Source organism: Streptomyces sp. NPDC059398 (assembly GCF_042751845.1).
Classification (GTDB): Bacteria; Actinomycetota; Actinomycetes; order Streptomycetales; family Streptomycetaceae; genus Streptomyces.
Window position 1 is genome coordinate 55426 of the sequence record NZ_JBHYWP010000014.1, and the last position, 24065, is coordinate 79490.

Sequence of the window (24065 nt, forward strand, 5' to 3'; positions counted from 1 at the left end):
CCACCCCCACACCGGCGTTGTCGCCCTGTGGGGGGGGGTGTTATTTTTTTAAACCCCCCCGGCCCCCCCCCCCCCCCCCCGGCGGCCGCGCCCCTAGGCGGGCCCCCCCCGGCGATTGTTCGCGCGGGCGGTGGATGCTGCGCAGGCAGTGAGCTCCGCCCGGACGGTAAGTTCCCGCCCGGACGGGTGAGTTCCCGCCCGGATGGTGAACTCTGCTCAGCCTGTGAACTCCGCTCAGACGGTGAGCGCCGGTTCTCTGGGCGTTCCGTTCCCACCGGTGCCCGCGTCCGTGTCCTCACCGCCGCCACTGGGTGAGCCGCCTTCGGCTGACCCGTCCGCCCCGCCGCTGACGGCCGCCCGCTTCGGCAGGGCGAACATCAGTAGGAAGATCACCCCCAGCACCCCGGCGACCCACCACAGCGAGTCCATGAACGCGTGGACGAACGCCGGACCGGTCGCACTCGGTGCGAGCCGGTCGCTGATCGAACCGAAGAACACCACGGACACCAGGCCGAGCCCCAGCGCATTGCCCATCTGCTGCACGGTGTTGATCAACCCGGACGCCGACCCGGCGTGCTCCTTCGGTACGTCCGCCAGCACCGCGTCCGTCAGCGGCGCGACGATCAGCCCCATGCCGATCCCCATGACCACCAGCGGCAGCGCCATCTGCCAGGACGCGATCGCTGTGCCGTACCGGTCCGCCTCCCCGATGTAGAGCAGCAGCCCGGCCGCCATCAGCAGCGCGCCCGCCTGGAGTACCTTGCGGCCGAAGCGCGGCACCAGCTTCTGTACGGAGACACCGGCCGCGGCCGAGACCGCGACCGAGAACGGGATCCCCGTCGTCCCGGCCCGCAGAGCGCTCCAGCCGAGGCCGATCTGCATGTACAGCGTCCAGACCAGGAAGAAGATGCCCAGCGCCACACCGAACGTGGCCTGGACCGCGATACCGGCCGCGAAGCTCTTCACCCTGAACAACTCCAGCTCGACCAGCGGCGAACCGTCCTTTCGCGCCTTCACCCGCTCGTACGCGACGAGTGCGCCGAACACGACGAGGCTGCCCGCCATCGAGACGTAACCCCAGACCGGCCAGCCGAGCTCACGGCCGCGCGTCAGCGGATAGAGCATCATCAGCAGACCCACCACGACGAGCAGGACCCCGACGATGTCCAGCCGGAGCGCCTTCGGTGCTCTGGACTCGGTGATGAACCCGCGCCCGAGGAGCAGCCCGGCCACTCCGACCGGCAGGTTGATCAGGAAGATCGGGCGCCATTCGAGACCTGCGATGTTCCACTCGGTCAGCAGGGCGCCGAGCAGCGGGCCGGATACCGCGCCCAGGCCGACGATCGCGCCGAACAGCCCGAAGACCTTGCCGCGTTCCTCCGCGGGGAAGGTGGCGTGCACGATCGAGAGCACCTGCGGGACCATCAGCGCCGCCATCGCGCCCTGCAGAATGCGCGAGGCGACGAGCATCTCGGGGCCGGCCGCGAATCCGCACAGCGCGGAGGCGAGTGTGAAGCCGCCTATCCCGATCAGGAACAGTCTCTTGCGGCCGTGGATGTCGCCCAGCCGGCCGCCCGTGATCAGCCCGGCGGCGAAGGCGAGCGCGTAACCCGCGGTGATCCACTGGATCTGGCTGAACGATGCGCCGGTGTCCTTCTGGATGGACGGGATCGCGATGTTGACGATCGTGACGTCGACCAGGTCCATGAAGGCCGCGGTCATCACGATGGCCAGGGCGAACCACCTGCGGCGGTCCGCCCTGAGCACGGCCTGGGTGGTCTGCACGGCTTGCACGGCCTGCGTGGCTTGCACGGCCTGCGCGGCTTGCACGGCCTGCGCGGCCGGTGCCTTCCGCTCACTCCGTGCGGGTGGCGGCACGTCCTGGGCATCGGGCGGAGTGGGCTGGGGTGTTGAGGTCATGCGGGGAAGCTAGCCGGAATCTAGGTCAATGTCTGTCCTACTCCGAGGGCATTCTGGCTACCATGACGGACACACCGGTACGGCTGCTGCACCTTCTCTCGCTGCTCCAGACTCCGCGCGAATGGCCCGGCGGTGAACTGGCCGAGCGTCTCGACGTCAGCAGGCGCACGATCCGGCGCGACATCGACCGGCTGCGCGACCTCGGCTATCCGGTCCAGGCCACGATGGGCGCCGAGGGCGGTTACCGGCTGGTGGCGGGCAAAGCCATGCCCCCGCTGGTCCTCGACGACGAGGAGGCGGTGGCCATCGCGGTCGGGCTGCGCGCCGGGGCCGGCCACGCGGTCGAGGGCATCGAGGAGGCATCCGTACGGGCCCTGGCCAAGCTGGAACAGGTGCTGCCGTCCAGGCTGCGCCATCGCGTCGCCACACTCCAGGCAGCGACGACCCCGCTGACCAGCGGTGACGGTGCGACGGTCGACCCGGCCACGCTGACCGTGATCGCGGGGGCCGCCACCGGGCCCGAGCGGCTGCGCTTCGGCTACCGCGCCGGGGACGGTACGGAGACGGAGCGGCTGGTCGAGCCGTACCGGCTGGTCTCCACCGGGCGCCGCTGGTACCTCGTGGCGTACGACATCGACCGCGAGGACTGGCGTACGTTCCGGGTCGACCGGGTGAGCCGGCCGTTCGCGACCGGGGCGCGGTTCGTCCCGCGTGAGCTGCCGGCGGCGGACGCCGCGGAGTTCGTGAGCCGGTCCCTGTCGCGGCGCCAGCCCTCGGTGGATCTCGACATCACCTTCGCGGCCCCGGCGGATTCCGTGGCGGCACAGCTGCCGCACTGGATGGGCACGCCCGAGGCGCTGGGCGAGCGGCGTTGCCGGCTCCGGGCTCCGGTGGCGGAGTCGCTGGAGTGGCTGGGGCTGCGGCTCGCGGTGGTGGACGCGGAGTTCACCGTGCACCACCCGCCCGAACTGGCCGGCTACCTGGCACAACTGGGCGCCCGACTGCTCCGCGCGGCGGAACGGCCTCAGAGCTGAACGGCCAGAGAGCTGAACGGCCAGAGAGCGGAACGCGCCAGAGACCTGAGGTCCGGTCCCGGATCGGGACGGTGCTCAGCGGACGCGAGCGCGGAGCTCCATCGCCGTGCGGGCCTCGCTCTGTGATGCGTACACCTCGCACATATGGCGTCCGTCAGGGGTGGCCGTGTGCTCGACCTCCCAGAGGCTGAACTCCCGGCCGTCCAGCAGCAGAAAGGCATGCTCGTAGAGGGTGAAGGCCGCGGGGCCCACGCTCTCGAAGCGGCACTGGCTGCCGAGCGCCTGGCTGATCTGATGGGCGAACGCGGAACGCAGCAGCCGGGCGACGTCCTCACCCGGGCAGTCCGGATTCTCCGCGCGGCGCAGTACCCGGCGGGCGTGGTCGGCCGACCGGTCCGCCACATACGTCCTGGCCGCGGCCGGCGGGGGCGCCGACTGGAGCGCCGTGAGGATCCCGAGGTCGTCCTCCGGATCGTCGTCCGGGAACATCGCGGCGGCGTCCGCCCCGCGGATCCGGGTCACGGCGAGCCGGGCCTCCGCCTCGCCCGGATACAGCTCGTACTGCGGTCCGGTGCCGGGTCCCGTCTCGTACACCAGCTCCCACAGCGTCAGATCGGTGCCGTCCGCGAGCAGGAATGTGTGCCGGTACGTCTCGCGGTGCAGCCCGGCGCCCGAGCTGTGGTGCGAGGAGTGCAGCGCTGTGCTGTGCGCCAGCGCGGAGCCGAGCCGCTCGACGGTGGCGTCGGGCAGCTCGAAAGCGTTCAGTGCGCGGCCGAGGAGTCGCGACAGGTGCTCCCCGGTCGTCTCATGCGAATGGCTCAAGGTCTCTCCAGGCCGTCGCGGCAAGTCATGAGGTCGGGACTCAACGTAGTCCCTGGGTCTGACAACGTGGCCTTCGTTCGGCAAAACGAAGGGGGCGTGCGCAAAGTTCCCGGGCGCCCCATCAACTCACTTGTCCGGCAAGTCATTAGATGATGCGTCAGTCAGGGATGGTTTTCGCCCCCGCCCCGTACAGATCGCGATGGGCCGGGAACCGGCCACCGGGCCCGTCCACAGACTCCGCCGCCCGGATCCCCCGGACCACGGCGCGGGTCAGTACGTCGGCCCCCGCCGCCAGTACCTCGTTGAGGACGCTCAGGTCAGGGCGGTGCCGCGTGCCGGTGGCAAGGGCGAAGACGGTGTCGCCGTCGTGCAGCAGATGGACCGGCCGCACGGCGCGCGCGAGACCGTCGTGCGCGGTACCGGCCAGCTTCTGCGCCTGGGCGCGGGTCAGTTCGGCATCGGTGGCCACGACGGCGATGGTGGTGTTCAGCGGGGGGCGTGAATTGTGCTCGCGCGCCAGAGCCAACTGCCGCTGTGCCTCCTCGTGGACGTCGGCCGCCGGATATACGGGCCGGCCCTGGCCGTACTCGCCGTAGAGCACGCCCGTCAGCGGATCGACCGGTGCGCCCACCGAGTTGACCACGGCGATGGCCCCCACGGTGACACCGGACGCCAGGGTGACGCTCGCCGAGCCGACGCCGCCCTTGAGCCCGCCCGCCACCGCCCCCGTACCGGCTCCGACGCTGCCCTGTTCGACCGGTGCGCCCGGCGGTGCGGCCGCCGCGGCTTCCACCGCCGCACGCCCGGTCGACGCGTCCGGCCTGGCCCGCCAGTCGCCGCCGCGCCCGAGATCGAAGACGCAGGCGGCCGGGACGACCGGCACGACCTGAGTGGGATCGGGGCCGACCTGGAAGCCGCGGCCCTGCTCCTCCAGCCAGGCCATCACACCGGACGCGGAGTCCAGCCCGTACGCACTGCCCCCGGTCAGGACGATCGCGTCCACGCGCTGCACCAGATTGCGCGGATCGAGGGCGTCCGTCTCCCGGGTGCCCGGCCCGCCGCCGCGCACATCCACGGCGGCGACCGCACCGCCGAGCGGAGTCAGGACGACCGTGGTCCCGCTCAGCGCTCGCGCACCGGGCACCCGCGCATGACCGACCCGGAGCCCGGCCACATCGGCGAGCGAGTCCAGCCGCTCTCGCGAAGAGCCGTTCCCGGCCGCTGAGTTCGCGGGGGTGCCCGGGTCCGTGCCGGTCGTTGAACCAGCGCCGGTGGGTGAGCCCGTGCCGGTGGGCGGCCGGGGGGATGTGCCGGGCGGGGCCGGGGTGTCCGAACCGGACCCACGCGCCGCTTCCACAGGGCGCTCTGACGGGGTGTCTGCTGCGGTCATGGACTCCATGGGACCACTCCTCCCTGTGATCCGGCGCCTCCGGCCCTCCCCGGGCCTGTTCTTGCACCCGTGTTCCTGTCTTTCTCCGTCGAATTCCCCGTGCGGCGGCTGGTTCGGCATCTGAATGAAGCCTCACCCGGCCGACACGCAGAAAACGCATAAAAGGGATATTGCCGACTACGGTGGCGCAGTGACCGAGCCGCCTTCCGCCCCTTCCGCGCCCCCGCCGTACCCCCCATCCGGCCGCCCGGCCCCCGCGCAACCGGCCCCCGCACAACGGTTTCCGCTGCGCCCGGTATCCGTAAGCCCGGTCTCCGCAAGGGGGACGGCCGCGGGCACGGCGGTCTCACTCCTGCTGATCGTGGCCATCGTGCTGGGCAGCCGCTTTCTGCGCGACTTCGACTCGGCCCTGCTGCCGTACGCCGTCGCCAGTGTCTTCCTCGCCTTCGGCGTCGCCTACCGGTACACCGTCTGGGTCTCCGCGCCCGGCGCCCGCAGACTCTTCAACAAGGGCTGGAGCAGCTTCTTCTCGCGCGCCAACTTCCGCAGAGCGCCCACGGCCCTGCCGAAGATGATCGCCACCTACCTCGGCTTCCAGAAGTTCCTGGGCGCCAGGTCGCACGCCCGCTGGGCCGCCCACCAGCTGATCTTCTGGGGCTGCATCCTCGCCGCGCTGATCACGTTCCCGCTCACCTGGGGCTGGTTCACCTTTACATCGGGCAGCGGATCGGGCCCCGGGTACGAGATGCGGATCTGGGGGTTCAAGATCCTCGGGTTCGACTCGCTGAACCTCCTGGGCCGGCTGATGTTCCACGGCCTCGACATCGCGGCCGTCCTGGTCATCCCCGGGGCCGCGTACTTCCTGTGGCGGCGGATGAAGGACCGGGGCGCCATGACGGGGCAGCGCTTCGCCTACGACCTGGTGCCGCTGCTCGCGCTGATCGTCATCTCCGTGACGGGCCTCCTCCTCACCTTCTCCTCGGTCTTCCTGCACGGCGGCGGCTATGAGTTCCTCGCCGTGCTGCACATGGTCGTGGTGATCTTCACGCTCATCTACATCCCGTTCGGCAAGTTCTTCCACATCGTGCAGCGGCCGGCCGCCGTCGGGATGCAGCTGTTCAAGTACACCGCCCGCCAGGACGACCAGGTGTTCGCCTGCCGCCGCTGCCACGCGCCGATCGACACCGCCCCGTACGTCGACAACCTGCGCGCCACCATGCGCGACCTGGAGCTGAACTTCGACGCCTGGGCCGAGTACTGCCCCCGCTGCAAGCGGGTGCTGCGCGGCAACGCCTACCTCAGCCAAGTGAAGAAGGGCTTCAAGTGACCTCCTCGCTCGACCCGGCCATCGCCCCACCCGGCACCCGCAACTTCCGTGACGCGGGCGGAATCCCCGCCGACCAGTGGCACGCCGACCAGCACGGCGAGACGCTTGTCCCCACCCACTGCTGCTTCTGCGGGGTGCAGTGCGGGATGTACCTCCGGGTCAGCAAGGGCGACAAGAACGGAAAGGGCGGCAAGGTCTTCGGCGTCGAGCCCCGCAACCACGACATCAACCGGATGCGGCTCTGCCCCAAGGGCATCAACGCCTATCAGCAGGTCAACCACCCCGACCGGCTCACCGCGCCGCTGATGCGCCGCTCGCGCGACGAGCCCTTCAGGGAGAGCTCCTGGGAGGAGGCGCTCGACTTCACCATCGCCGAGATCCGCCGTATCCAGGGGCAGTACGGCAAGGACGCCTTCGGGCTGCTCGGCGGGGCCAGCCTCTTCTCCGAGAAGACCTATCTGGTCGGCAAGTTCGCCCGGGTCGCGCTCAAGACCCGCCATGTCGACTACAACGGCAGACTCTGCATGGTCAGCGCCGCCGGAGCCAACAAACTCGCCTTCGGCATCGACCGTGCGGGCAACCCCTTCTCCGACATCCTCCTCACCGACTGCCTGCTCATCGCCGGGTCGAACGTCGGGGAGTGCTTCCCCGTGATGACGCAGTACGTGTGGGGTGCGAGGGACCGGGGCGCCTCGCTCATCGTCATCGACCCACGCGAGACGGCCATCGCCCGCACCGCCGACATCCATGTCGCGCTCAAGCCGGGCACGGACTCGGCCTTCTTCAACGCCGTACTGAACGTGGTCATCCGCGAGGGCCTCGACGACCGGGCATTCGTCGAGGCACACGCCACCGGCTGGGAGGAAGTCCGCGCCAAGGCCGCCGAGTACACCCCGGAACGAGCCGCCGGGATCTGCGGGATCCCCGCCGCGCAGATCGTCCAGGTCGCCCGGACCTTCGCGGGCGCCCGGCGGGCGATGGCCTGGCACGCCCGTGGCATCGAGCACCACTCCCAGGGCGTCGAGAACTGCCTCTCCGTCATCAATCTCTGCACGGCCACCGGCCATATCGGCCGCCCCGGCGCCGGCTACGGCACCCTCACCGGACAGGGCAACGGCCAGGGCGGCCGTGAACACGGCCAGAAGTCCGACCTCCTCCCCGGTGGCCGCTCGATCACGAACCCGGAGCACCGCAGGCAGATCTGCGAGATCTGGGGCATCGAGGAGTCCGAACTCCCGCTCGCGGGAACCTCGATGATGGAAATGGTCTACCAGATGCAGCGCCAGGAGATCCGCGGCCTCATCGGCATCTGCAACAACCCCTTCGTCTCCCTCCCCAACTACCGTGTGGTCAAGGAGGGTTACGACACCGCCGAGTTCCACGCCCAGTTCGACTTCTTCCTCTCCGAGACCGCCGCCAACGCGCATGTCGTCTTCCCCGTCACCACCTGGGCCGAGGACGAGGGCGTGATGGCCAACGCCGAGGCCCGCGTCGTCAAGCACAACAAGGCACAGGACCCACCCCCCGGGGTACGGACCGACACCTGGGTGATCTCGCAGCTCGCCCAGCGCCTCGGAGTGGGCGACAAATTCGCCTACACGGGATCTCGCGAGGTCTTCGACGAGCTGCGCGTCGCCTCGGCCGGAACGGTCAACGACTACTACGGCATCACCTACGAACGGCTTGAGGAGACCGGCGGCATCGCCTGGCCCTGCCCGTCCACCGATCACCCCGGTACCCCCCGGCTCTTCGAGGACGGCACGACGTACCACCCCGACGGCAAGATCCATCTGCAGGTCGTCGAATGGCACCCGCCGATGGACCCGTACGACGACGAGCACCCCATGTCGCTCACCACGGGCCGCACGGTCGCGCACTTCCTCTCCGGTAACCAGACCCGCAGGCTCGGCGCGCTGGTCGAGCAGACCCCGCGCCCCTGGGTGGAGGTGCACCCCTCTCACGGCTTCACCTCCGGCGATCCGGTGCGGGTCGTCACCCGGCGCGGCAGCCAGGTCTTTCCCGCCCTGGTCACCGAGGCCATCAGACCCGACACGGTCTTCGTTCCGTACCACTGGCCGGTTCCCACCGGCGCCAACGCCCTCACCATCGATGCTCTCGACCCCCGTTCCAAGATTCCCGAGTACAAGGTCTGCGCCTGCCGTATCGAGGCCGCCGAGCGGGTCGGCGAAGTCCCCGCACCGCCCGTCGCGCCCGGAGGCACGGCCTACCCCGAGACGCAGATCTCCCGCACCGACCCCCTGCCGCCCTCGGCCCCGCAGGGGCGTGGCACGGCGGAGAGGAGCTGAGTCCCGCCATGATGGGCAGAACGATCTTCATCGATCCGGGGCGCTGCATCGGCTGCCAGGCCTGTGTCTCCGCGTGCCGTGAATGCGATTCGCACCGGGGCAAGTCGATGATCCACCTCGACTACACCGACCCCGGCCAGTCCGTCGCCTCCCTTCCCACGGTCTGTATGCACTGCGAGGACCCGGTCGCGCCCTGCGCCGAGGTCTGTCCCGCCGACGCGATCCTGGTGACCGCCGACGGGGTGGTGCAGCAGGCCGACACCACCCGCTGCATCGGCTGTTCCAACTGCGTCAACGCCTGCCCCTTCGGCGTACCGAAGATCGACCTCCAGGCGAAGCTCCAGCTGAAGTGCAACCTCTGTTACGACCGCACCGCGTACGGTCTCGCCCCCATGTGCGCGACGGTCTGCCCGACCGGGGCGCTGTTCTACGGAACGCAGGAGGAGCTCCAGGCGGAGCGCCCCGGCGTGCAGGTCGCCGACTCCTTCGCGTTCGGCGATGTCGTGGTGAAGACCGGGGTCGCGATGGTGGTCCCGGCAGAGAAGGTCCAGTGGCCGGTGCCCGGCGGGTTTCCGGTCGTCGAGGTCAATGGAGTCGATGTGCGAGAAGCCCCGGGTGTCGGCGGCGCGGGTGGCGCCCGCGGAACCGCCGGGTCCAGCCCTGCCGGCCCCGTCGACTCCCTGGGGCCTGTCAGCCCCGCGGGTGGTGCGGACGACGCCGCGAGTGGTGGTTTCGGTGGTGCGGGTGATGCCAGTGAGGGGGCGGGCGGCTCCGGTGACTCTGGCGGCCCCGGTTGTTCCGGAGACGCGGGGGACATGGACACGGGCATGGACACGGGCACGGGCGGGGGCGGCGGGCGATGAGCGTTACCCAGCAGCCTCCAGGGCAGCAGCCGCCTGGACAGCAGCCTCCAGGGGGGCCACCCCCGGGGCAGCCGTCGTCGGGCGACGACCCGATGGGGAACGGCGGGGCACGGGAGGCCCTGCACGACCGGGTCAGGGCCGACTCGCTCACCACGCGTCGCGACTATCTCCGGATCGTGACCACGGTCTCCGGGGGTCTCGCCGTCGGTGGCCTCGGTGTCGCCGGGGGAGTGCTGGAACGGCACGGCGACAGTGAGACCGCGCCCACCCCCAAGAAGGTCACCGACCGCCTGCGGCCAGGGGAGTCCGTCGCCTTCCGCTTCCCCGGCGACGAGGACCGGGCCGTGGCCGTACGCCTCGCCGACGGCAGCCTCGCCGGATACTCCGCCGTCTGCACCCACCTCGCCTGCGCCGTGCTGTGGCGCAAGGACCGTGGCGCCGACGGCGAGCTCTACTGCCCGTGTCACGAGGGTGTCTTCGACGCCAGGACCGGCGAGGTCACCGCAGGCCCGCCCCCTCGGGGGCTGCCCCGGGTGCTTCTCGTGGAGCGGGACGACGGCAGCGTCTGGGCCCTCGCCACGGCCCGTTCCGGCGAGAGCGTCAAGGATGCGGTGTGCCGGCAGTTCAAGGATTCGGACCCGGAGTCGACCGCGCGGATCGGCTGCCCCGGCGTGCCCAGGACGACACACGATCGAGGGGAGCAGACATGAGCGACCAGCCACCCCGGCCCGGGGGGTCCCGGCCCGGTACTCCCCGGCCTGAACCAGTGCAGCCTGAACCAGTGCAGCCTGAAGCGTCCTGGCCTGATGCCTCCCGGCCTGAACCGGTGCAGCCTGAGCCACGCCGACCCGAGCCGTCCCGGCCCGAGGCTCCCCGGCGCGAGCCGACCCTGCCCGAGTACCGGCCGGGCAGCGTCCAGCCCCGGCTCAACCGGCCGCTCACCGAGCGGTATCCGCAGATCCGCGCCACCAGCGGGTACGGGGACCCGCGGGTCCGGCACACCGGCCCCGGACCGGGCGCGGGGAGCGAACAGGAGCCGGAACGCTCCTCCAGGCTGACCGCCCGGCTCGTCCTCGCGATGACAGTCGTGATCGGCCAGCTCTGGGCGCTGACGATCGCCGTGAACGAGTGGATGGAGGGGAACACGGGCACCGCCTGGTGGGCCGCCGGTTTCCTCTGTCTGTCCTTTCTGGTGGTACTGGGGCTCTGGCGTCTCGACCCGAAGGACCGGTGAACGGCGCGGCGGGCGACACCAAGGGGGCGTATGCGCCGTGACTGCGGGCTGGGGCGGGCGGTGCCGACGGGACGTACGCACGGTCATCACCTGCTGGGGCGGGCGGAGCCGTACGGTCACGGGAGCGCCGTACCCTTGCGGTATGAGCACTGCGTCCCCTTCCGGCCCTGGCCCCCGCGACGACGAGGACCGCGATTCCGCGACCGCCTCCGGCGTGACGCACGCGGACTCCGGGCCGGAGCCCATGCCCGAGCCGGTGCCCGAGCCGAGGTCCGGGGCGACGTCCAAGCCCAAGCCCACGCCCACATCCACACCCAGGCCGGCCGCCAAGCTGGTCTTCGACGATCCGCTCGACCAGCAGTCCCCGGACGATACGGACCACGGCTGGGGTGAGCGCCCCTCGGGGAGCAGCGCGTCGGATCTGGCCCGCTTCCTCGACGAGAAGCCACCGCACCACATCTGACCGGCCCCCGGTCTCAGGAGCCGTGACCGGATCCGCGCTGGGCGACCAGGGTGTCCCTGATCTCCCTCAGCAGCGCCACCTCGGCGACCTCCGCCTCGACGGTCTCCTCCTCCAGCGACTGTTCCTTGGCGGCCTTGCGGGCGAGGTACTTGGCCATCGGCAGCACCATCAGGAAGTAGACGACGGCGGCTGTGATGACGAAGGTCAGGACCGCGTTGAGCACCGACCCCCACAGGATGTAGATACCGCTGGTCACGTCGCCCGAGGCGTCGACGGTGCAGGGGGCCTTGAAGCAGGACTTGTACGAGTCCAGCTGCGAGGTCCCGAATGCGCCGACCAGCGGGCTGATCACGCCCTTCACCACGGAATTCACCACGGCCGTGAAGGCGGCGCCGATCACGACGGCGACAGCGAGGTCGATGACGTTCCCCCGCATCAGGAAGGCCTTGAAGCCCTCCAGGACGGTGGGGTTCTCTCTGCTCATCAATCGGTCCCTCTTCGTGTGCGCCGGTAGTGGAACAGTCCGTTCCGCCACCTAAGGCTCCATGCCACGAAGCTGTCCAATTGCCCCACTCCCACAGGGAATATGACTGCTCATCAGTACTATTCGGCATCGGATTCGATACGGGAATCGGAACAGGACTCAGCACAGGGTCACCGCCAGTCCGGATGTGGCCCCGGCAGCTGCCAGTGCGGTGGCCGTCGAGCGGGGCACGGCGAGAACGACCAGGGCGCCGGAGCCCGGGGAGGTATCGCCCGCGTCCGGCACGTCGGCCACCCGGGCCCGCTCCGCGACCACCCGAGCCGCACGGGCTGTACCTCCTCGACCGGGTCCCGTCAGGCCGGACCCCGCTGAGGCGTCCTCCGCCGAAGCGCCGTCGGCCTTGGAGGAGCCCCCGACCGCGATGACGTCGACATGGTCGCCCGGGGCCAGCAGCCGTACGGTCGCGGCGTCGGCGATCCGTACCGGCGCGGACACCACGGCGGCACCGCCCGAGGCTGTACCGCCCGAGACCGCAGCACTGTCCGGGGCACCGGCACCGGCACCGGCACCGGCACCGTCCGGGCCGGCGGCGGCGCCCGGTCCGCGGGCCCGCACCGCCGCCGGCCCGCCCGATGCGGCGCCGGACCCGGGCTCCGCCCGCACACCGGCCCGAGCGCCGGCCCGGGGCTCCGCACCTCCGGCGCCGTGTGGTGCCCAGGCCGCCAGGGCCGCAGCCGCGACGACCAGTCCTGCCACTGCTGTCCGGCGCCACCGGCCCAGCGCCCGCCGCATCCGGTAACGCCCCGGGCGCACCCTGAGCGGGTCGAACGGCGGGACTCCGCGCGGCTCGGGCGCGGACACAACCGGTACGGGCATGGGGATCATGACAACCACCGCCTGGTGAGAGGAGTCTGGGGCGAGCGCCTCCCACGATCCGGCCTTCCACGGCATCCTGCTGAGAGCTGTGGACTACTCGTGGGTTGTGGACAACCCACTCACCCGCAGTGCCCCTCTACCGCAGTGCACCTCTACCGCAGTGCCCTCACCCGCAGTGCCCCTCTACCGCAGTGCCCCCCTCTACCGGAGATCGGCCCCCCGCCCCGGAGCGCCCCCGTACCGGAGCGCCCCCGCCCCCTCAAGGCAGCACAAGCCCCGTATCCACCCCGTCCAGCGCCCGCGCACAGTGGCACGCCTTCGACTGTTCCGCGGGCAGCGCCGACACCGCGTCGAAGAGCACCGTGCGCAGTCGGCCCACATTGGCCGCGAAGACCGCCAGCACCTCGTCATGGGAGACGCCCTCGCCCGCCTCGGCCCCCGCGTCCAGGTCCGTGACCAGTGTCATCGACGTGTAGCAGAGGCCCAGTTCGCGGGCGAGCGCCGCCTCGGGGTGCCCGGTCATGCCCACCACGGACCAGCCCATCGCCGCATGCCAGCGCGATTCGGCCCTGGTGGAGAACCGCGGTCCCTCGATGACGACCAGCGTCCCGCCGTCCACCGGCTCCCACTCCTGCCCGCGCGCCGCGGCGAGCGCCGCCCTGCGCCCCTCGCTGCAGTACGGGTCGGCCAGCGATACATGCACCACGTTCGGAACACTGCCGTCCGGCAGCGGCTGACCGTCGTAGTACGTCTGCGCGCGCCCCTTCGTACGGTCCACCATCTGGTCCGGTACGAGCAGCGTCCCCGGTCCGTACTCGGGCCGCAGCCCGCCCACCGCACACGGGCCGAGCACCTGCCGTACGCCCACCGAGCGCAACGCCCAGAGGTTCGCCCGGTAGTTGATGAGATGCGGGGGCAGATGGTGGCCGCGCCCGTGCCGGGGGAGGAACGCCACCCGGCGCCCGGCGACCTCACCGATGAAGAGGGAGTCGCTCGGCTTCCCGTACGGGGTGTCCACCGCGACCTCGGTCACGTCCTCCAGGAAGGAGTAGAAGCCGGAGCCGCCGATGACCCCGATGTCCGCTGTCGGTACCGCGGTGTCTCCCGCAGTCGGATCTTCCGAGTTCGCCACATTCACCATGCCCGTCACACTATCCGGGGTTCCGGACCTGCCCCGGACATGACGGAAACCCCGCCGTCGACGGACGGCAGGGTTTCCGGAGAACCGGTGTCAGGCGGCCGAGCTGCCGCTGGAGGAGCTGCTCGAAGAAGACGATGACGAGGCCGACGCCGAACTGGCCGACTTCGAGGCACCGGACTTCGCGTCGGAGCCCGAAGAGGACGACGAACCGGACGAACCCGAAGAGCCGGACGACGAGTCCGAAGAGGACGACGACGAACCGCTGGGCTTGGAAGACGCCGCCGTGCTGCTCGAAGAGGAGCCCCGGCTGTCGTTCCGGTAGAACCCGGAGCCCTTGAAGACAATGCCGACCGCCGAGAACACCTTCTTCAGGCGTCCTTCGCAGCTCGGGCATACGGTCAGGGCATCATCGGTGAACTTCTGCACCGCCTCAAGGCCCTCGCCGCATTCGGTGCACTGGTACTGATAGGTCGGCACTTGCTCCTCCTGGCACTCTCACTCAGTGAGTGCTAACGACGCTCTATAGTGACCTATTCCGCTGGATCAGTCCACTGAGACCGGCACTCGGTGACCCATCCCACGCCCCGCGTCCCGTCCAGCGGCCCGCTTGATGCCGCGCCGCAGGCCACGGCCGGCACTCTGCGGAGCGTCGTATTCCGCTCCTGCGGCAGCCGGCCCCGCGACTCCTGCGGCAGCCGGCCCCGCGACCTGCTCGGCCGGTTCCACGGCCGGTTCCATGTCCGGTTCCATGTCCTGCCCCGCGCCCGGTCCCGCGTCGCGCGGTGTCAGCCGCGACCGCAGCGCCAGGAGAGTCAACAGGGCCAGTACGGTCCCGCCCATCGGCACCAGGAACCCGGCACTTGAGCTGTACGCGTCGGTCAGCTCGCCCGCCACCGATACCGCCGCGGCCTGTCCCAGCGCCACCGAGCCGGTCAGCCAGGTGAACGCCTCGGTACGCGCCGACGTCGGCACCAGCGTGTCCACCAGGGTGTATCCGCTGATCAGCGCGGGCGCGATGCAGAGACCGACCAGCAGTCCGAGCCCCGCGATGAGCGGCACCGTGTGCATCGCCCAGAGCCCGGACGCGGTGACGGCCAGCGCCGTATACGCGACGAGCAGCCGGAACTTCGGCCCGGTCTTCCACGCGACGGCTCCGCAGACGATGCCCGCGAGCATGTTGCCCGCGGCGAACACCCCGTACAGCACACCGTTCACACCGGGCTGCCCGATCTCCTCGGCGAACGCGGTCAGCGAGACCTGCATCCCGCCGAAGACCGCGCCGATCCCGAGGAAGGCGCAGGCGAGCACGCGCACGCCCGGCACCGAGAGCGCGGAGACATGGCGTACGGAGGTGTGGCCGTTCTCACGTACCCGGACGGCAGGCTGGGTACGGCGCTGCGCCGCGAAGACGAGGCCCCCGAGCAAGGTCAGGGTGGCCTCGGTGATCAGTCCGGCCGCCGGGTGGATCCCGGTGCAGAGCGCGGTCGTCAGCACCGGGCCGATGACGAAGGTGAACTCGTCCGTCACCGACTCGAAGGCCGCGGCCGTCGACATCAGGGGCGAGCCCTCCAGCTTCGCGGCCCAGCGGGCCCTGACCATCGGGCCGACCTGCGGTACGGACGCACCGGTCGGTACAGCGGCGATGAACAGCGCCCACAGCGGGGCCCCCGCCAGCGCGAGGACCGTCAGGGCGACCACCGAAGCGGTGTGCACGAGGACGCCGGGGAACAGTACGGCGCGCTGCCCGAACCGGTCGGCGAGCTTGCCGCTCTGCGGCGCGAACAGCGCCATGGAGACACCTGTCACAGCGGCGACGACGCCGGCGCTGCCGTACGACCCCGTGGTGTGCTGCACCAGCAGCACGATGCCGATGGTCAGCATCGCGAAGGGCTGTCGCGCGGCGAAACCGGGCAGCAGGAACGTCCATGCACCCGGTGTGCGCAGAAGCTGTCCGTACCCCGGACGGGTTTCGGAGACCGTGGACACCACGGCCTGGCCTTTCTGCCGCCTGGTAGCACTCCCCTTGGTGTACGGACATGCGGGGGCATGCGTACGGGAGCTGCCGAGAGCTGTCCTCTTTGCGCGGAACTGCGGTAGGCCGGGCCGTTACGTCGTGCGGAACACCTGCGCGGATACCGCGCACGCACCGCGACGGGGGGTGCCTCGACCGCCATACGGTCGCGCCAGCTCTGCATCAGGCAGAGTTGGTCAATCAGGTCAATCAGGTCAATCGGATCGATCAGTTCGATCAGGTCAATCACATCGGTCGGGTCAAACCGATCGGTTCATGGTACCGCTAGTGGCGCGGTGCCCCGCCCGTGTTGCGGTGGGCCGTCCCGTCCGTCTGACGGCGGGTCGTCCCACCGGTGTTCCCGCGAGCCGGCCCATTGGTCTTCCCGCGCGCTGCGCGGCCCGTGAGCCGGCGAGCCGAACCGCCCGTGTTCCGTTCGGCCGCACCGTCCGTCCTGCCGAGCCAGCCCGCGAGCTTTCCGCCCTGGCCGACGGCCCGCAGCCGCGCCTCGGCCGCGTCGCGCACCGGATCGGTTGCCACGACGAGGAGTTCGTCCCCGCGCCGCAGCACCGTCGACGGCTGCGGTACGAAGCTCGTGCCGTCCCGTACGACCAGGGTCACGGCGGCGCCCTTGGGCAGCCGCAGCTCGCCGACCTCGACGCCGTGCATCCGGGACTTCGCCGGGATCGCCACCGACAGCAGATGGCCGCGCAGCCGTTCCAGCGGCGCCGATTCGATGCCCAGGTCCGACGCGGCCTCGGCGCTGTCGCCGAGGCTGAGCTTCCTGGCCAGCCAGGGGAGCGTCGGCCCCTGCACCAGGGTGTAGACGACGACGAGTACGAAGACGATGTTGAAGACCCGGGAGCTGCCGTCGATGCCGGAGACCATCGGGATGGTTGCCAGGATGACCGGCACCGCGCCACGCAGCCCGGCCCACGACATCAGGGTCTGCTCCTGCCAGGGCAGCCGGAACGGCGCCAGGCTCAGCAGTACGGAGACCGGCCGCGCCACCATCGTCAGGACCAGGCCCACGATCACCGCCGGCCAGAAGTCGCTGCCCAGCTCGTGCGGGCTCACCAACAGTCCGAGCAGCACGAACATGCCGATCTGGGCGATCCAGCCCAGCCCCTCGGCGAATCCGCGGGTGGCCGGCCAGTGCGGCAGCTTCGCGTTGCCCAGCAGCATCGCCGCGAGATAGACGGCGAGGAACCCGCTGCCGTGCGCGAGGGAACCGGCCGCGTACGCCGAGATCGCGATGGCCATCACGGCGATCGGGTAGAGACCGGACGCGGGCAGCGCGACATGGCGTAGCCCCCAGGACCCGAGCCAGCCGACGGCGAGCCCGATCGAGGCGCCGATCGCCAGTTCCAGAGCTATCTCGCCGATCAGTACGTACCAGTGCTCGACCGGGCCGGCCGTCGAGAACGCGATGACCAGGATCACCACCGGGGCGTCGTTGAAGCCCGACTCGGCCTCCAGCACGCCGGTGATCCGGGAGGGCAGGGGCACCTTGCGCAGGACCGAGAAGACCGCGGCGGCGTCGGTGGACGAGACCACGGCGCCGATGATCAGGGCCTGGCGCCATTCGAGACCGACCAGGTAGTGCGCCCCGGCGGCGGTGATCCCCACGCTCACCGCGACGCCCACCGTCGACAGTACGACGGCCATCGGCAGGACCGGCTTGATCTCTTTCCACTTGGTGCCGAGGCCGCCCTCGGCGAGGATCACGACCAGAGCGGCGTAACCGATCACCTGCGTCAACTCGGCGTTGTCGAACTTGACGTTGAAGATCCCGTCCTGGCCTATCGCCATCCCGATACCGAGATAGAGGAGCAGGCTGGGGAGACCGCTGCGCGACGAGATGCGTACGGCGGCCACGGCGATCAGCAGGACGAGCGAGCAGATCAGCAGGAGCTCGTTGAGATGGTGGACAGTCAGTGGCCGTTCCTTCCCTCGTACGCCTGCAGGTACTTCGTTACCCTATCTAATCCTTAACGCTTTCTTGACGCTTCGCTTACTTGTCCGATGCCGGCGGGGATACCGCGTCCCTGGCGGTCCGGCGCTGCGCCTATGGTTGCTCCAGCGCTCCGTCGGTACTACAGACCACCCTGCCCCTCGAAGGACAGCGATGCCCGCCGCCACCACCTCAGCCGCCCCTTCCGGCACGCAGTCCGGCACGAAAACCCGTAAGAAGAAAGGGCGTCGCGCCAGGCTGCTCGTGATCGTCGTGGTGCTGGCGCTCGTCGCGGGCATCGGATACGGGACGTACTGGGGCGTGAGCACCGTGCGGGCGTCGCTCCCGCAGACGACGGGCGAGATAAAGGTCCCCGGCCTCTCCGGCAACGTCGAGGTCAAGCGCGACAGCTACGGCGTCCCGCAGATCTACGCGGACACCGACGCCGACCTCTTCCGCGCGCAGGGCTACGTCCAGGCCCAGGACCGCTTCTACGAGATGGACGTCCGGCGCCATATGACGTCGGGGCGGCTCTCCGAGATGTTCGGCTCCGGCCAGGTCAAGACGGACTCCTTCCTGCGCACCCTCGGCTGGCACCGGGTCGCGCAGCAGGAGTACGACACCAAGCTGTCGTCGGAGACGAAGAAGAACCTCCAGTCGTACTCGGCCGGGGTCAACGCGTATCTGAAGGGCAAGGACGGCAAGCAGATCTCCGTCGAGTACGCGGCCCTGAACCTCACCAACGACTACAAGCCCGAAGCCTGGACGCCCGTCGACTCGGTGGCCTGGCTCAAGGCGATGGCCTGGGACCTGCGCGGCAACATGCAGGACGAGATCGACCGTTCGCTGATGACCTCACGGCTCAGCACCCAGCAGATCAGCGACCTGTACCCGTCCTACCCGTACAGCCGCAACAAGCCGATCGTGCAGCAGGGCGGCATCGACCCCGTCACGGGCAAGTTCGACCAGGACGCGGCCCCGGGCGGCGACGCGAACGGTTCCAGCACCACGGGCGGCGCGGTCCAGGGCATGCAGTCGCAGCTCTCCTCGCTCTCCAAGACCCTGGACGACATCCCGGCGCTGCTCGGCCCGAGCGGCAGCGGTATCGGCTCCAACTCCTGGGTGGTCTCCGGGAAGCTGACGGCCACCGGGAAGCCGCTGCTGGCCAACGATCCGCACCTCGCGCCGCAACTTCCGTCCCTCTGGTACCAGATGGGCCTGCACTGCCGGACGGTCTCCAGCAGTTGCCACTACGACGTCGCGGGCTACACCTTCTCCGGCATGCCCGGCGTGATCATCGGCCACAACCAGGACATCTCCTGGGGCTTCACCAACCTCGGCGCCGATGTGACCGACCTCTATCTGGAGAAGGTCACCGACAATGGCTATCTCTACGACGGCGAGGAGAAGCCCTTCACGACCCGCAAGGAGACCATCAAGGTCGCCGGCGGGAAGTCGCGGCAGATCGTTGTCCGCGGGACGAACAACGGACCGCTGGTCTCCGACCGGGACACCGAGCTGGCGAAGGTCGGCCAGAAGGCGCCCGTCACCTCGGCGGCCCCGGACCGCGGCGCGGGCTACGCGGTGGCCCTCAAGTGGACCGCGCTCCAGCCGGGCAACTCCATGGACGCGGTCTTCGACCTGGACAAGGCGAAGGACTGGACCGGCTTCCGTGCCGCGGCCAAGAACTTCGAGGTCCCCTCGCAGAACCTGATCTACGCCGACACCAAGGGCAACATCGGCTACCAGGCGCCCGGCACCATCCCGGTCCGCTCCCACGGGTACGACGGCACGATGCCCGCGCCGGGCTGGGACCCCAAGTACGCCTGGAAGGGCACGATCCCCTTCGACAAGCTGCCCTACGAGTACAACCCGAAGCGCGGCTACATCGTCACCGCCAACCAGGCCGTGATCGACCCGAAGAAGTACCCGTACCTGCTGACCGAGGACTGGGGATACGGCACCCGCAGCCGGCGGATCACCGACCTCATCGAGTCGAAGACCAAGGACGGCGGGAAGATCTCGACCGAGGACATGCAGAAGATGCAGCTGGACAACAGCAGCGAGATCGCCAAGCTGCTGACCCCGCTGCTGCTGAAGCTGAACGTCAAGGACCCGTACGTCCGCGAGGCGCAGAAGCTACTGGAGGGCTGGGACTACACCCAGGAGTCGGACTCGGCGGCTGCCGCGTACTTCAACGCGGTCTGGCGCAACATCCTCAAACTGGCCTTCGGCGAGAAGCTGCCCAAGGAGCTGCGGGTGGAGGGGCAGTGCATCAACGTGCCGCCCGCCGACAGCGCTTCGGGGCCCGCCGACAAGCAGGACACACTGGTACGTGAGTGCGGTGAGCGCGCGGCCGACTCGGCGCAGCCGGACGGCGGCGACCGCTGGTTCGAGGTCGTGCGCAAGCTGCTCGACAAGCCGGACAGCGACTGGTGGAAGACGCCGAAGACCCGTCTCGACAAGGCCACGCACAACCGGGACGAACTGCTCGGGCGCGCCATGAAGGACGCCCGCTGGGAGCTGACCGCCAAGCTCGGCAAGGACGTCGACACCTGGAACTGGGGCCGGCTCCACCAGCTGATGCTCAAGAACCAGACGCTCGGCACCGACGGGCCGGGTGTCCTCAAGTGGATGCTCAACCGCGGCCCGTTCAACCTGGGCGGCGGCGAGGCGGCGGTCGACGCGACCGGCTGGAACGCGGCCGGCGGGTACGGCGTCGTCTGGGTGCCCTCGATGCGGATGGTCGTGAACCTCAAGGATCTCGACAAGTCGCAGTGGATCAACCTGACCGGTGAGTCGGGGCACGCGTACAGCGCCCACTACACCGACCAGGAGGGCAAGTGGGCCAACGGCGAACTGCTCGACTGGTCGTTCAGCAAGGACGCCGTGGACCGGAGCACGGTCGACACCCTGGTGCTCAAGCCGTGAGGCGGGGCGCCCGGGGCGACTGCGCGCCGCCGCCGGGCGCCTGCGCGCCCGGCCTCGGCTGATCCGGGGGGCCGGGCGGTCCGGGTGGTCCAGATGGTTCTGGTGGTCCGGGCGAGGGGCGGGGCCGCCCGGACCGGCGCTCAGCCGCCGAAGCGGCGGATTCCCTCCGGGGTCACCACCGTGTGCACGGGGTGGTCGTGCGGCTCCTCCGGGACCCGGGCGACCACCTCGTTCCCGTACAGCAGCACCACCAGGGCGGGGTGGGCCTCCGCCCGTGCGAGCCGGGCGAGCACCCGGTCGTAGCTGCCGCCGCCGCGGCCCAGCCGCATCCCGCGCCCGTCGACGGCGAGACCGGGCAGCAAAACGGTGTCCGCTTCGAGCACCGCGTGTACGCCGAGCCGCGCGCCGTCCGGCTCAAGGAGCCCGCGCCCGGCGGGTACCAGCGACTGCGCGCCCCTGTACACGCCCCAGTCGAGGTCGTTGTCGGCCAGCAGCACCGGCAGCAGCACCCGGACCCCGCGCTCGCGCAGGGCGTCCAGGAGCGGGCGGGTGCCCGGTTCACGGCCGACCGAGACATACGCCGCCACGGTGTGCGCCCGCGCGAGCTCCGGGAGCGCGACGGCGCGTTCGGCGAGAACCGCGGCGGCCGATTCGACGTCCTCACTGGACAGGAGGGCCCTCACGGACAGGAGTTGCCGCCGCAAGGACGGTTTGTCGGTGTTTGCGGACGCCATCGGAACTTCGCAATCCTCTCGTTACCTCGTATATGAGGATCTATTAACCGGAGCGTCATCTTCCGCTCCGAAGTGAACAGATATGGTGCTACGTATGACTCAGTTGTCCCCCAGGATCAGCAAGGCTGTCATTCCGGCAGCGGGCCTCGGCACCCGGTTCCTGCCGGCCACCAAGGCCACACCCAAAGAGATGCTGCCTGTGGTGGACAAACCCGCCATCCAGTACGTCGTCGAAGAGGCGGTGTCGGCCGGGCTCTCCGACGTACTCATGATCACCGGCCGCAACAAGCGCCCGCTTGAGGACCACTTCGACCGCAACTACGAGCTGGAGTCGGCGCTCACCCGCAAGGGCGACGCCGAGAAGCTCGCCAGGGTCCAGGAGTCCAGCGATCTCGCGACCATGCACTATGTCCGCCAGGGCGACCCCAGGGGCCTCGGCCACGCCGTCCTGTGCGCGGCGCCGCACGTCGGCGACCAGCCCTTCGCGGTCCTCCTCGGCGACGACCTGATCGACCCGCGCGACCCGCTCCTCGCCCGCATGGTGGAGGTCCAGGAGCGCGAGGGCGGCAGTGTGGTCGCGCTCATGGAGGTCGAGCCGTCCCAGATCCATCTGTACGGCTGCGCGGCCGTGGCGCCCACCGGTGAGTCCGACGTGGTCAGGGTCACCGACCTGGTGGAGAAGCCCGCGGCCGCCGACGCCCCCAGCAACCTCGCGATCATCGGCCGTTACGTCCTGGACCCCGCCGTCTTCGAGATACTGCGCAAGACCGAGCCGGGCCGCGGCGGCGAGATCCAGCTCACCGACGCCCTCCAGTACCTCGCGCACGACGAGAACGCCGGAGGCCCGGTGCACGGTGTCGTCTTCAAGGGCCGCCGTTATGACACCGGCGACCGGGGGGACTATCTCCGCGCCATTGTCAGACTCGCGTGCGAACGTGAAGACCTGGGCCCGGACTTCAGGACCTGGCTTCGCCGTTATGTCACCGAGGAGATGTAGCACGTGAGCAACGCCCCGATCTGGTCGGTGGACGACCATCTGGCCGACATCCTCGCCGCGGTCCGCCCACTCGAACCGATCGAGCTGCAACTGCCGGACGCCCAGGGCTGCGTCCTCGTCGAGGACGTCACGGTCGAGGTCTCGCTGCCGCCCTTCGACAACAGCTCGATGGACGGGTACGCGATCCGTACGGTCGACGTCGAGGGCGCGAGCGAGGAGTACCCCGCCGTCCTCACGGTCATCGGGGATGTGGCGGCCGGAATGGCCCAACTGCCCACGGTGGGGCCCGGCCAGGCCGCCCGCATCATGACCGGTGCCCCACTGCCGCCCGGCGCCCAGGCCGTCGTACCGGTGGAGTGGACCGACGGCGGTACGGGCCGGGGGACAGCCACCACCATGCGGGCCGCGAGCGGCGCACCCGAGGGCGCGAGCGGCGAAGTCCGGGTCTACCGCCCGGCCGGTCCCGGCGCACACGTCCGCGAGCGCGGCAGCGACGTCCGCTCCGGCGAACTCGCGCTCGAAGCGGGCACCCTGCTCGGCCCGCCGCAGATCGGGCTGCTCGCCGCGATCGGCCGGGGCTCGGTGCGGGTCCGCCCGCGCCCGCGCGTCGTCGTCATGTCGACCGGCAGCGAGCTGACGCAGCCCGGCGAGGTGCTCGCCGAGGGCCAGATCTACGACTCCAACAGCTTCGCCCTGGCCGCGGCGGCCCAGGACGCGGGCGCCATCGCGTACCGCGTCGGAGCGGTCACCGACGACGCCCACGAGCTGCGCGCCACCATCGAGGACCAGCTGATCAGGGCCGACCTGCTGGTCACCACGGGCGGTGTCAGCGTCGGCGCCTACGACGTGGTCAAGGAGGCCCTGTCGTCCGTCGGTGACCAGGACGAGCACGGCAGCGGCATCGACTTCCGCAAGCTGGCGATGCAGCCGGGCAAGCCGCAGGGCTTCGGCTCGATCGGCCCCGACCACACCCCGCTGCTCGCGCTCCCGGGCAACCCGGTCTCCAGCTATGTCTCGTTCGAGTTGTTCGTGCGCCCCGCGATCCGTGCCCTGATGGGCGTCAAGGACGTCAGCCGCCGGACGGTCCGCGCCACCCTGGAGGCCCGTGGTCCGGTCGGCTCGCCCGCCGGGCGGCGCCAGTTCCTGCGCGGCAGATACGACGCGGAGAAGGGCACCGTCACCACCGTCGGAGGCTCGGGTTCGCATCTGATCGCGGCCCTTGCCCACGCCGACTGCCTGATCGTGATCCCCGAGAAGACCGAGCTGGCCGAGCCGGGCACGGAGCTCGACGTGGTCCTCCTGGGCTGAGGAGCACGCCGTGGCGGTACCGTGTCTGACCACACAGGCCGGACCGGGAGCACCACAGCCATGAGTACGCAGCAAGGGCTCACGCACATCGACGAGGCGGGCGCGGCCCGCATGGTCGACGTCTCGGAGAAGGACGTCACCGCGCGCACCGCACGCGCCGCCGGACGGGTCCTCGTCTCGCCGCGCGTCGTGGAACTGCTCAGGGGCGAGGGCGGCCCCCAGGGTGTCGCCCGCGCCCCCGCGCGGTAAGGGGGGGGCAGGGGGGGCCCG

The 24065-nt window shown here is 70.3% G+C and carries 19 protein-coding genes and 2 pseudogenes; 11 read left to right on the plus strand and 10 right to left on the minus strand.

What is annotated here, in order from left to right; all coding sequences use genetic code 11:
• Positions 1-234: 234 nt before the first annotated feature.
• Positions 235-1722: an MFS transporter gene (locus tag ACFXBC_RS07860; protein WP_385019950.1), complete on the minus strand. Its 1488-nt coding sequence runs from the start codon at positions 1720-1722 to the stop codon at positions 235-237.
• Between the two features lie 260 nt (positions 1723-1982).
• Between ACFXBC_RS07860 and ACFXBC_RS07865 the strand changes: the two genes are divergently transcribed.
• Positions 1983-2954 (plus strand): helix-turn-helix transcriptional regulator, encoded by a 972-nt coding sequence (locus ACFXBC_RS07865; RefSeq protein ID WP_385019877.1) that lies wholly within the window; start codon positions 1983-1985, stop codon positions 2952-2954.
• 75 nt (positions 2955-3029) lie between these two features.
• Here the strand turns inward: ACFXBC_RS07865 and ACFXBC_RS07870 are convergent, their stop codons facing one another.
• Together ACFXBC_RS07870 and ACFXBC_RS07875 are read right to left on the minus strand one after the other, a co-directional pair.
• Positions 3030-3776, minus strand: a complete 747-nt coding sequence (locus tag ACFXBC_RS07870; RefSeq protein WP_385019879.1) for a DUF6227 family protein — start codon at positions 3774-3776, stop codon at positions 3030-3032.
• A 157-nt stretch (positions 3777-3933) separates the two neighbouring features.
• Positions 3934-5166: a P1 family peptidase gene (locus ACFXBC_RS07875; RefSeq protein ID WP_385019881.1), complete on the minus strand. Its 1233-nt coding sequence runs from the start codon at positions 5164-5166 to the stop codon at positions 3934-3936.
• A 190-nt stretch (positions 5167-5356) separates the two neighbouring features.
• Between ACFXBC_RS07875 and ACFXBC_RS07880 the strand changes: the two genes are divergently transcribed.
• From ACFXBC_RS07880 to ACFXBC_RS07905, 6 genes and pseudogenes are all read left to right on the plus strand, one after another.
• The gene (locus ACFXBC_RS07880; RefSeq protein WP_385019883.1) at positions 5357-6493 is read left to right on the plus strand and encodes an MFS transporter; all 1137 of its coding nucleotides are present in this window, start codon (positions 5357-5359) and stop codon (positions 6491-6493) included.
• The gene (locus ACFXBC_RS07885; RefSeq protein ID WP_385019885.1) at positions 6490-8799 is read left to right on the plus strand and encodes a molybdopterin oxidoreductase family protein; all 2310 of its coding nucleotides are present in this window, start codon (positions 6490-6492) and stop codon (positions 8797-8799) included. The genes ACFXBC_RS07880 and ACFXBC_RS07885 overlap by 4 nt, the downstream gene beginning before the upstream one ends.
• A gap of 8 nt (positions 8800-8807) precedes the next feature.
• A pseudogene (locus tag ACFXBC_RS07890) lies at positions 8808-9404 on the plus strand (4Fe-4S dicluster domain-containing protein); the annotation flags it as partial.
• A 254-nt stretch (positions 9405-9658) separates the two neighbouring features.
• Positions 9659-10372, plus strand: a complete 714-nt coding sequence (locus ACFXBC_RS07895) for a ubiquinol-cytochrome c reductase iron-sulfur subunit (protein WP_385019887.1) — start codon at positions 9659-9661, stop codon at positions 10370-10372.
• A 179-nt stretch (positions 10373-10551) separates the two neighbouring features.
• Positions 10552-10896 carry a DUF6755 family protein gene (locus ACFXBC_RS07900; RefSeq protein ID WP_385019952.1) on the plus strand — a complete coding sequence of 115 codons (345 nt, stop codon included), beginning with the start codon at positions 10552-10554 and terminating at the stop codon, positions 10894-10896.
• 244 nt (positions 10897-11140) lie between these two features.
• Positions 11141-11359: a hypothetical protein gene (locus tag ACFXBC_RS07905; RefSeq protein ID WP_385019955.1), complete on the plus strand. Its 219-nt coding sequence runs from the start codon at positions 11141-11143 to the stop codon at positions 11357-11359.
• A gap of 13 nt (positions 11360-11372) precedes the next feature.
• Here ACFXBC_RS07905 and mscL read toward each other — a convergent pair whose 3' ends face one another.
• The 6 genes from mscL to ACFXBC_RS07935 form a co-directional block, all read right to left on the minus strand.
• Positions 11373-11843: a large conductance mechanosensitive channel protein MscL gene (gene mscL / locus ACFXBC_RS07910; protein WP_385019889.1), complete on the minus strand. Its 471-nt coding sequence runs from the start codon at positions 11841-11843 to the stop codon at positions 11373-11375.
• A gap of 159 nt (positions 11844-12002) precedes the next feature.
• The gene (locus ACFXBC_RS07915) at positions 12003-12719 is read right to left on the minus strand and encodes a hypothetical protein (RefSeq protein ID WP_385019891.1); all 717 of its coding nucleotides are present in this window, start codon (positions 12717-12719) and stop codon (positions 12003-12005) included.
• A 259-nt stretch (positions 12720-12978) separates the two neighbouring features.
• Positions 12979-13860 (minus strand): S-methyl-5'-thioadenosine phosphorylase, encoded by an 882-nt coding sequence (locus tag ACFXBC_RS07920; RefSeq protein ID WP_385019893.1) that lies wholly within the window; start codon positions 13858-13860, stop codon positions 12979-12981.
• 90 nt (positions 13861-13950) lie between these two features.
• Positions 13951-14337, minus strand: coding sequence for an FmdB family zinc ribbon protein (locus ACFXBC_RS07925; RefSeq protein ID WP_385019895.1), 387 nt, complete (start codon positions 14335-14337; stop codon positions 13951-13953).
• A 66-nt stretch (positions 14338-14403) separates the two neighbouring features.
• Positions 14404-15849, minus strand: a complete 1446-nt coding sequence (locus ACFXBC_RS07930; protein WP_385019897.1) for an MFS transporter — start codon at positions 15847-15849, stop codon at positions 14404-14406.
• Between the two features lie 307 nt (positions 15850-16156).
• Positions 16157-17809 (minus strand): potassium/proton antiporter, encoded by a 1653-nt coding sequence (locus ACFXBC_RS07935; protein WP_385019958.1) that lies wholly within the window; start codon positions 17807-17809, stop codon positions 16157-16159.
• 190 nt (positions 17810-17999) lie between these two features.
• Between ACFXBC_RS07935 and ACFXBC_RS07940 the strand changes: the two genes are divergently transcribed.
• The gene (locus ACFXBC_RS07940) at positions 18000-20756 is read left to right on the plus strand and encodes a penicillin acylase family protein (protein ID WP_385019899.1); all 2757 of its coding nucleotides are present in this window, start codon (positions 18000-18002) and stop codon (positions 20754-20756) included.
• A gap of 140 nt (positions 20757-20896) precedes the next feature.
• Here the strand turns inward: ACFXBC_RS07940 and ACFXBC_RS07945 are convergent, their stop codons facing one another.
• Entirely contained in the window at positions 20897-21490 is a 594-nt protein-coding gene (locus ACFXBC_RS07945; RefSeq protein ID WP_385019901.1) for a 5-formyltetrahydrofolate cyclo-ligase, read from the minus strand.
• 94 nt (positions 21491-21584) lie between these two features.
• Here ACFXBC_RS07945 and galU point away from each other — a divergent pair, with 94 nt between their 5' ends.
• The 3 genes and pseudogenes from galU to ACFXBC_RS07960 all read left to right on the plus strand — a co-directional run.
• The gene (gene galU / locus ACFXBC_RS07950; protein WP_385019903.1) at positions 21585-22487 is read left to right on the plus strand and encodes a UTP--glucose-1-phosphate uridylyltransferase GalU; all 903 of its coding nucleotides are present in this window, start codon (positions 21585-21587) and stop codon (positions 22485-22487) included.
• A gap of 3 nt (positions 22488-22490) precedes the next feature.
• A complete protein-coding gene (gene glp / locus ACFXBC_RS07955; RefSeq protein WP_385019905.1) occupies positions 22491-23795 on the plus strand; it encodes a gephyrin-like molybdotransferase Glp in 1305 nt (434 codons plus the stop codon).
• A gap of 60 nt (positions 23796-23855) precedes the next feature.
• Positions 23856-24065 (plus strand): annotated as a pseudogene (locus tag ACFXBC_RS07960) (cyclic pyranopterin monophosphate synthase MoaC); the annotation flags it as partial.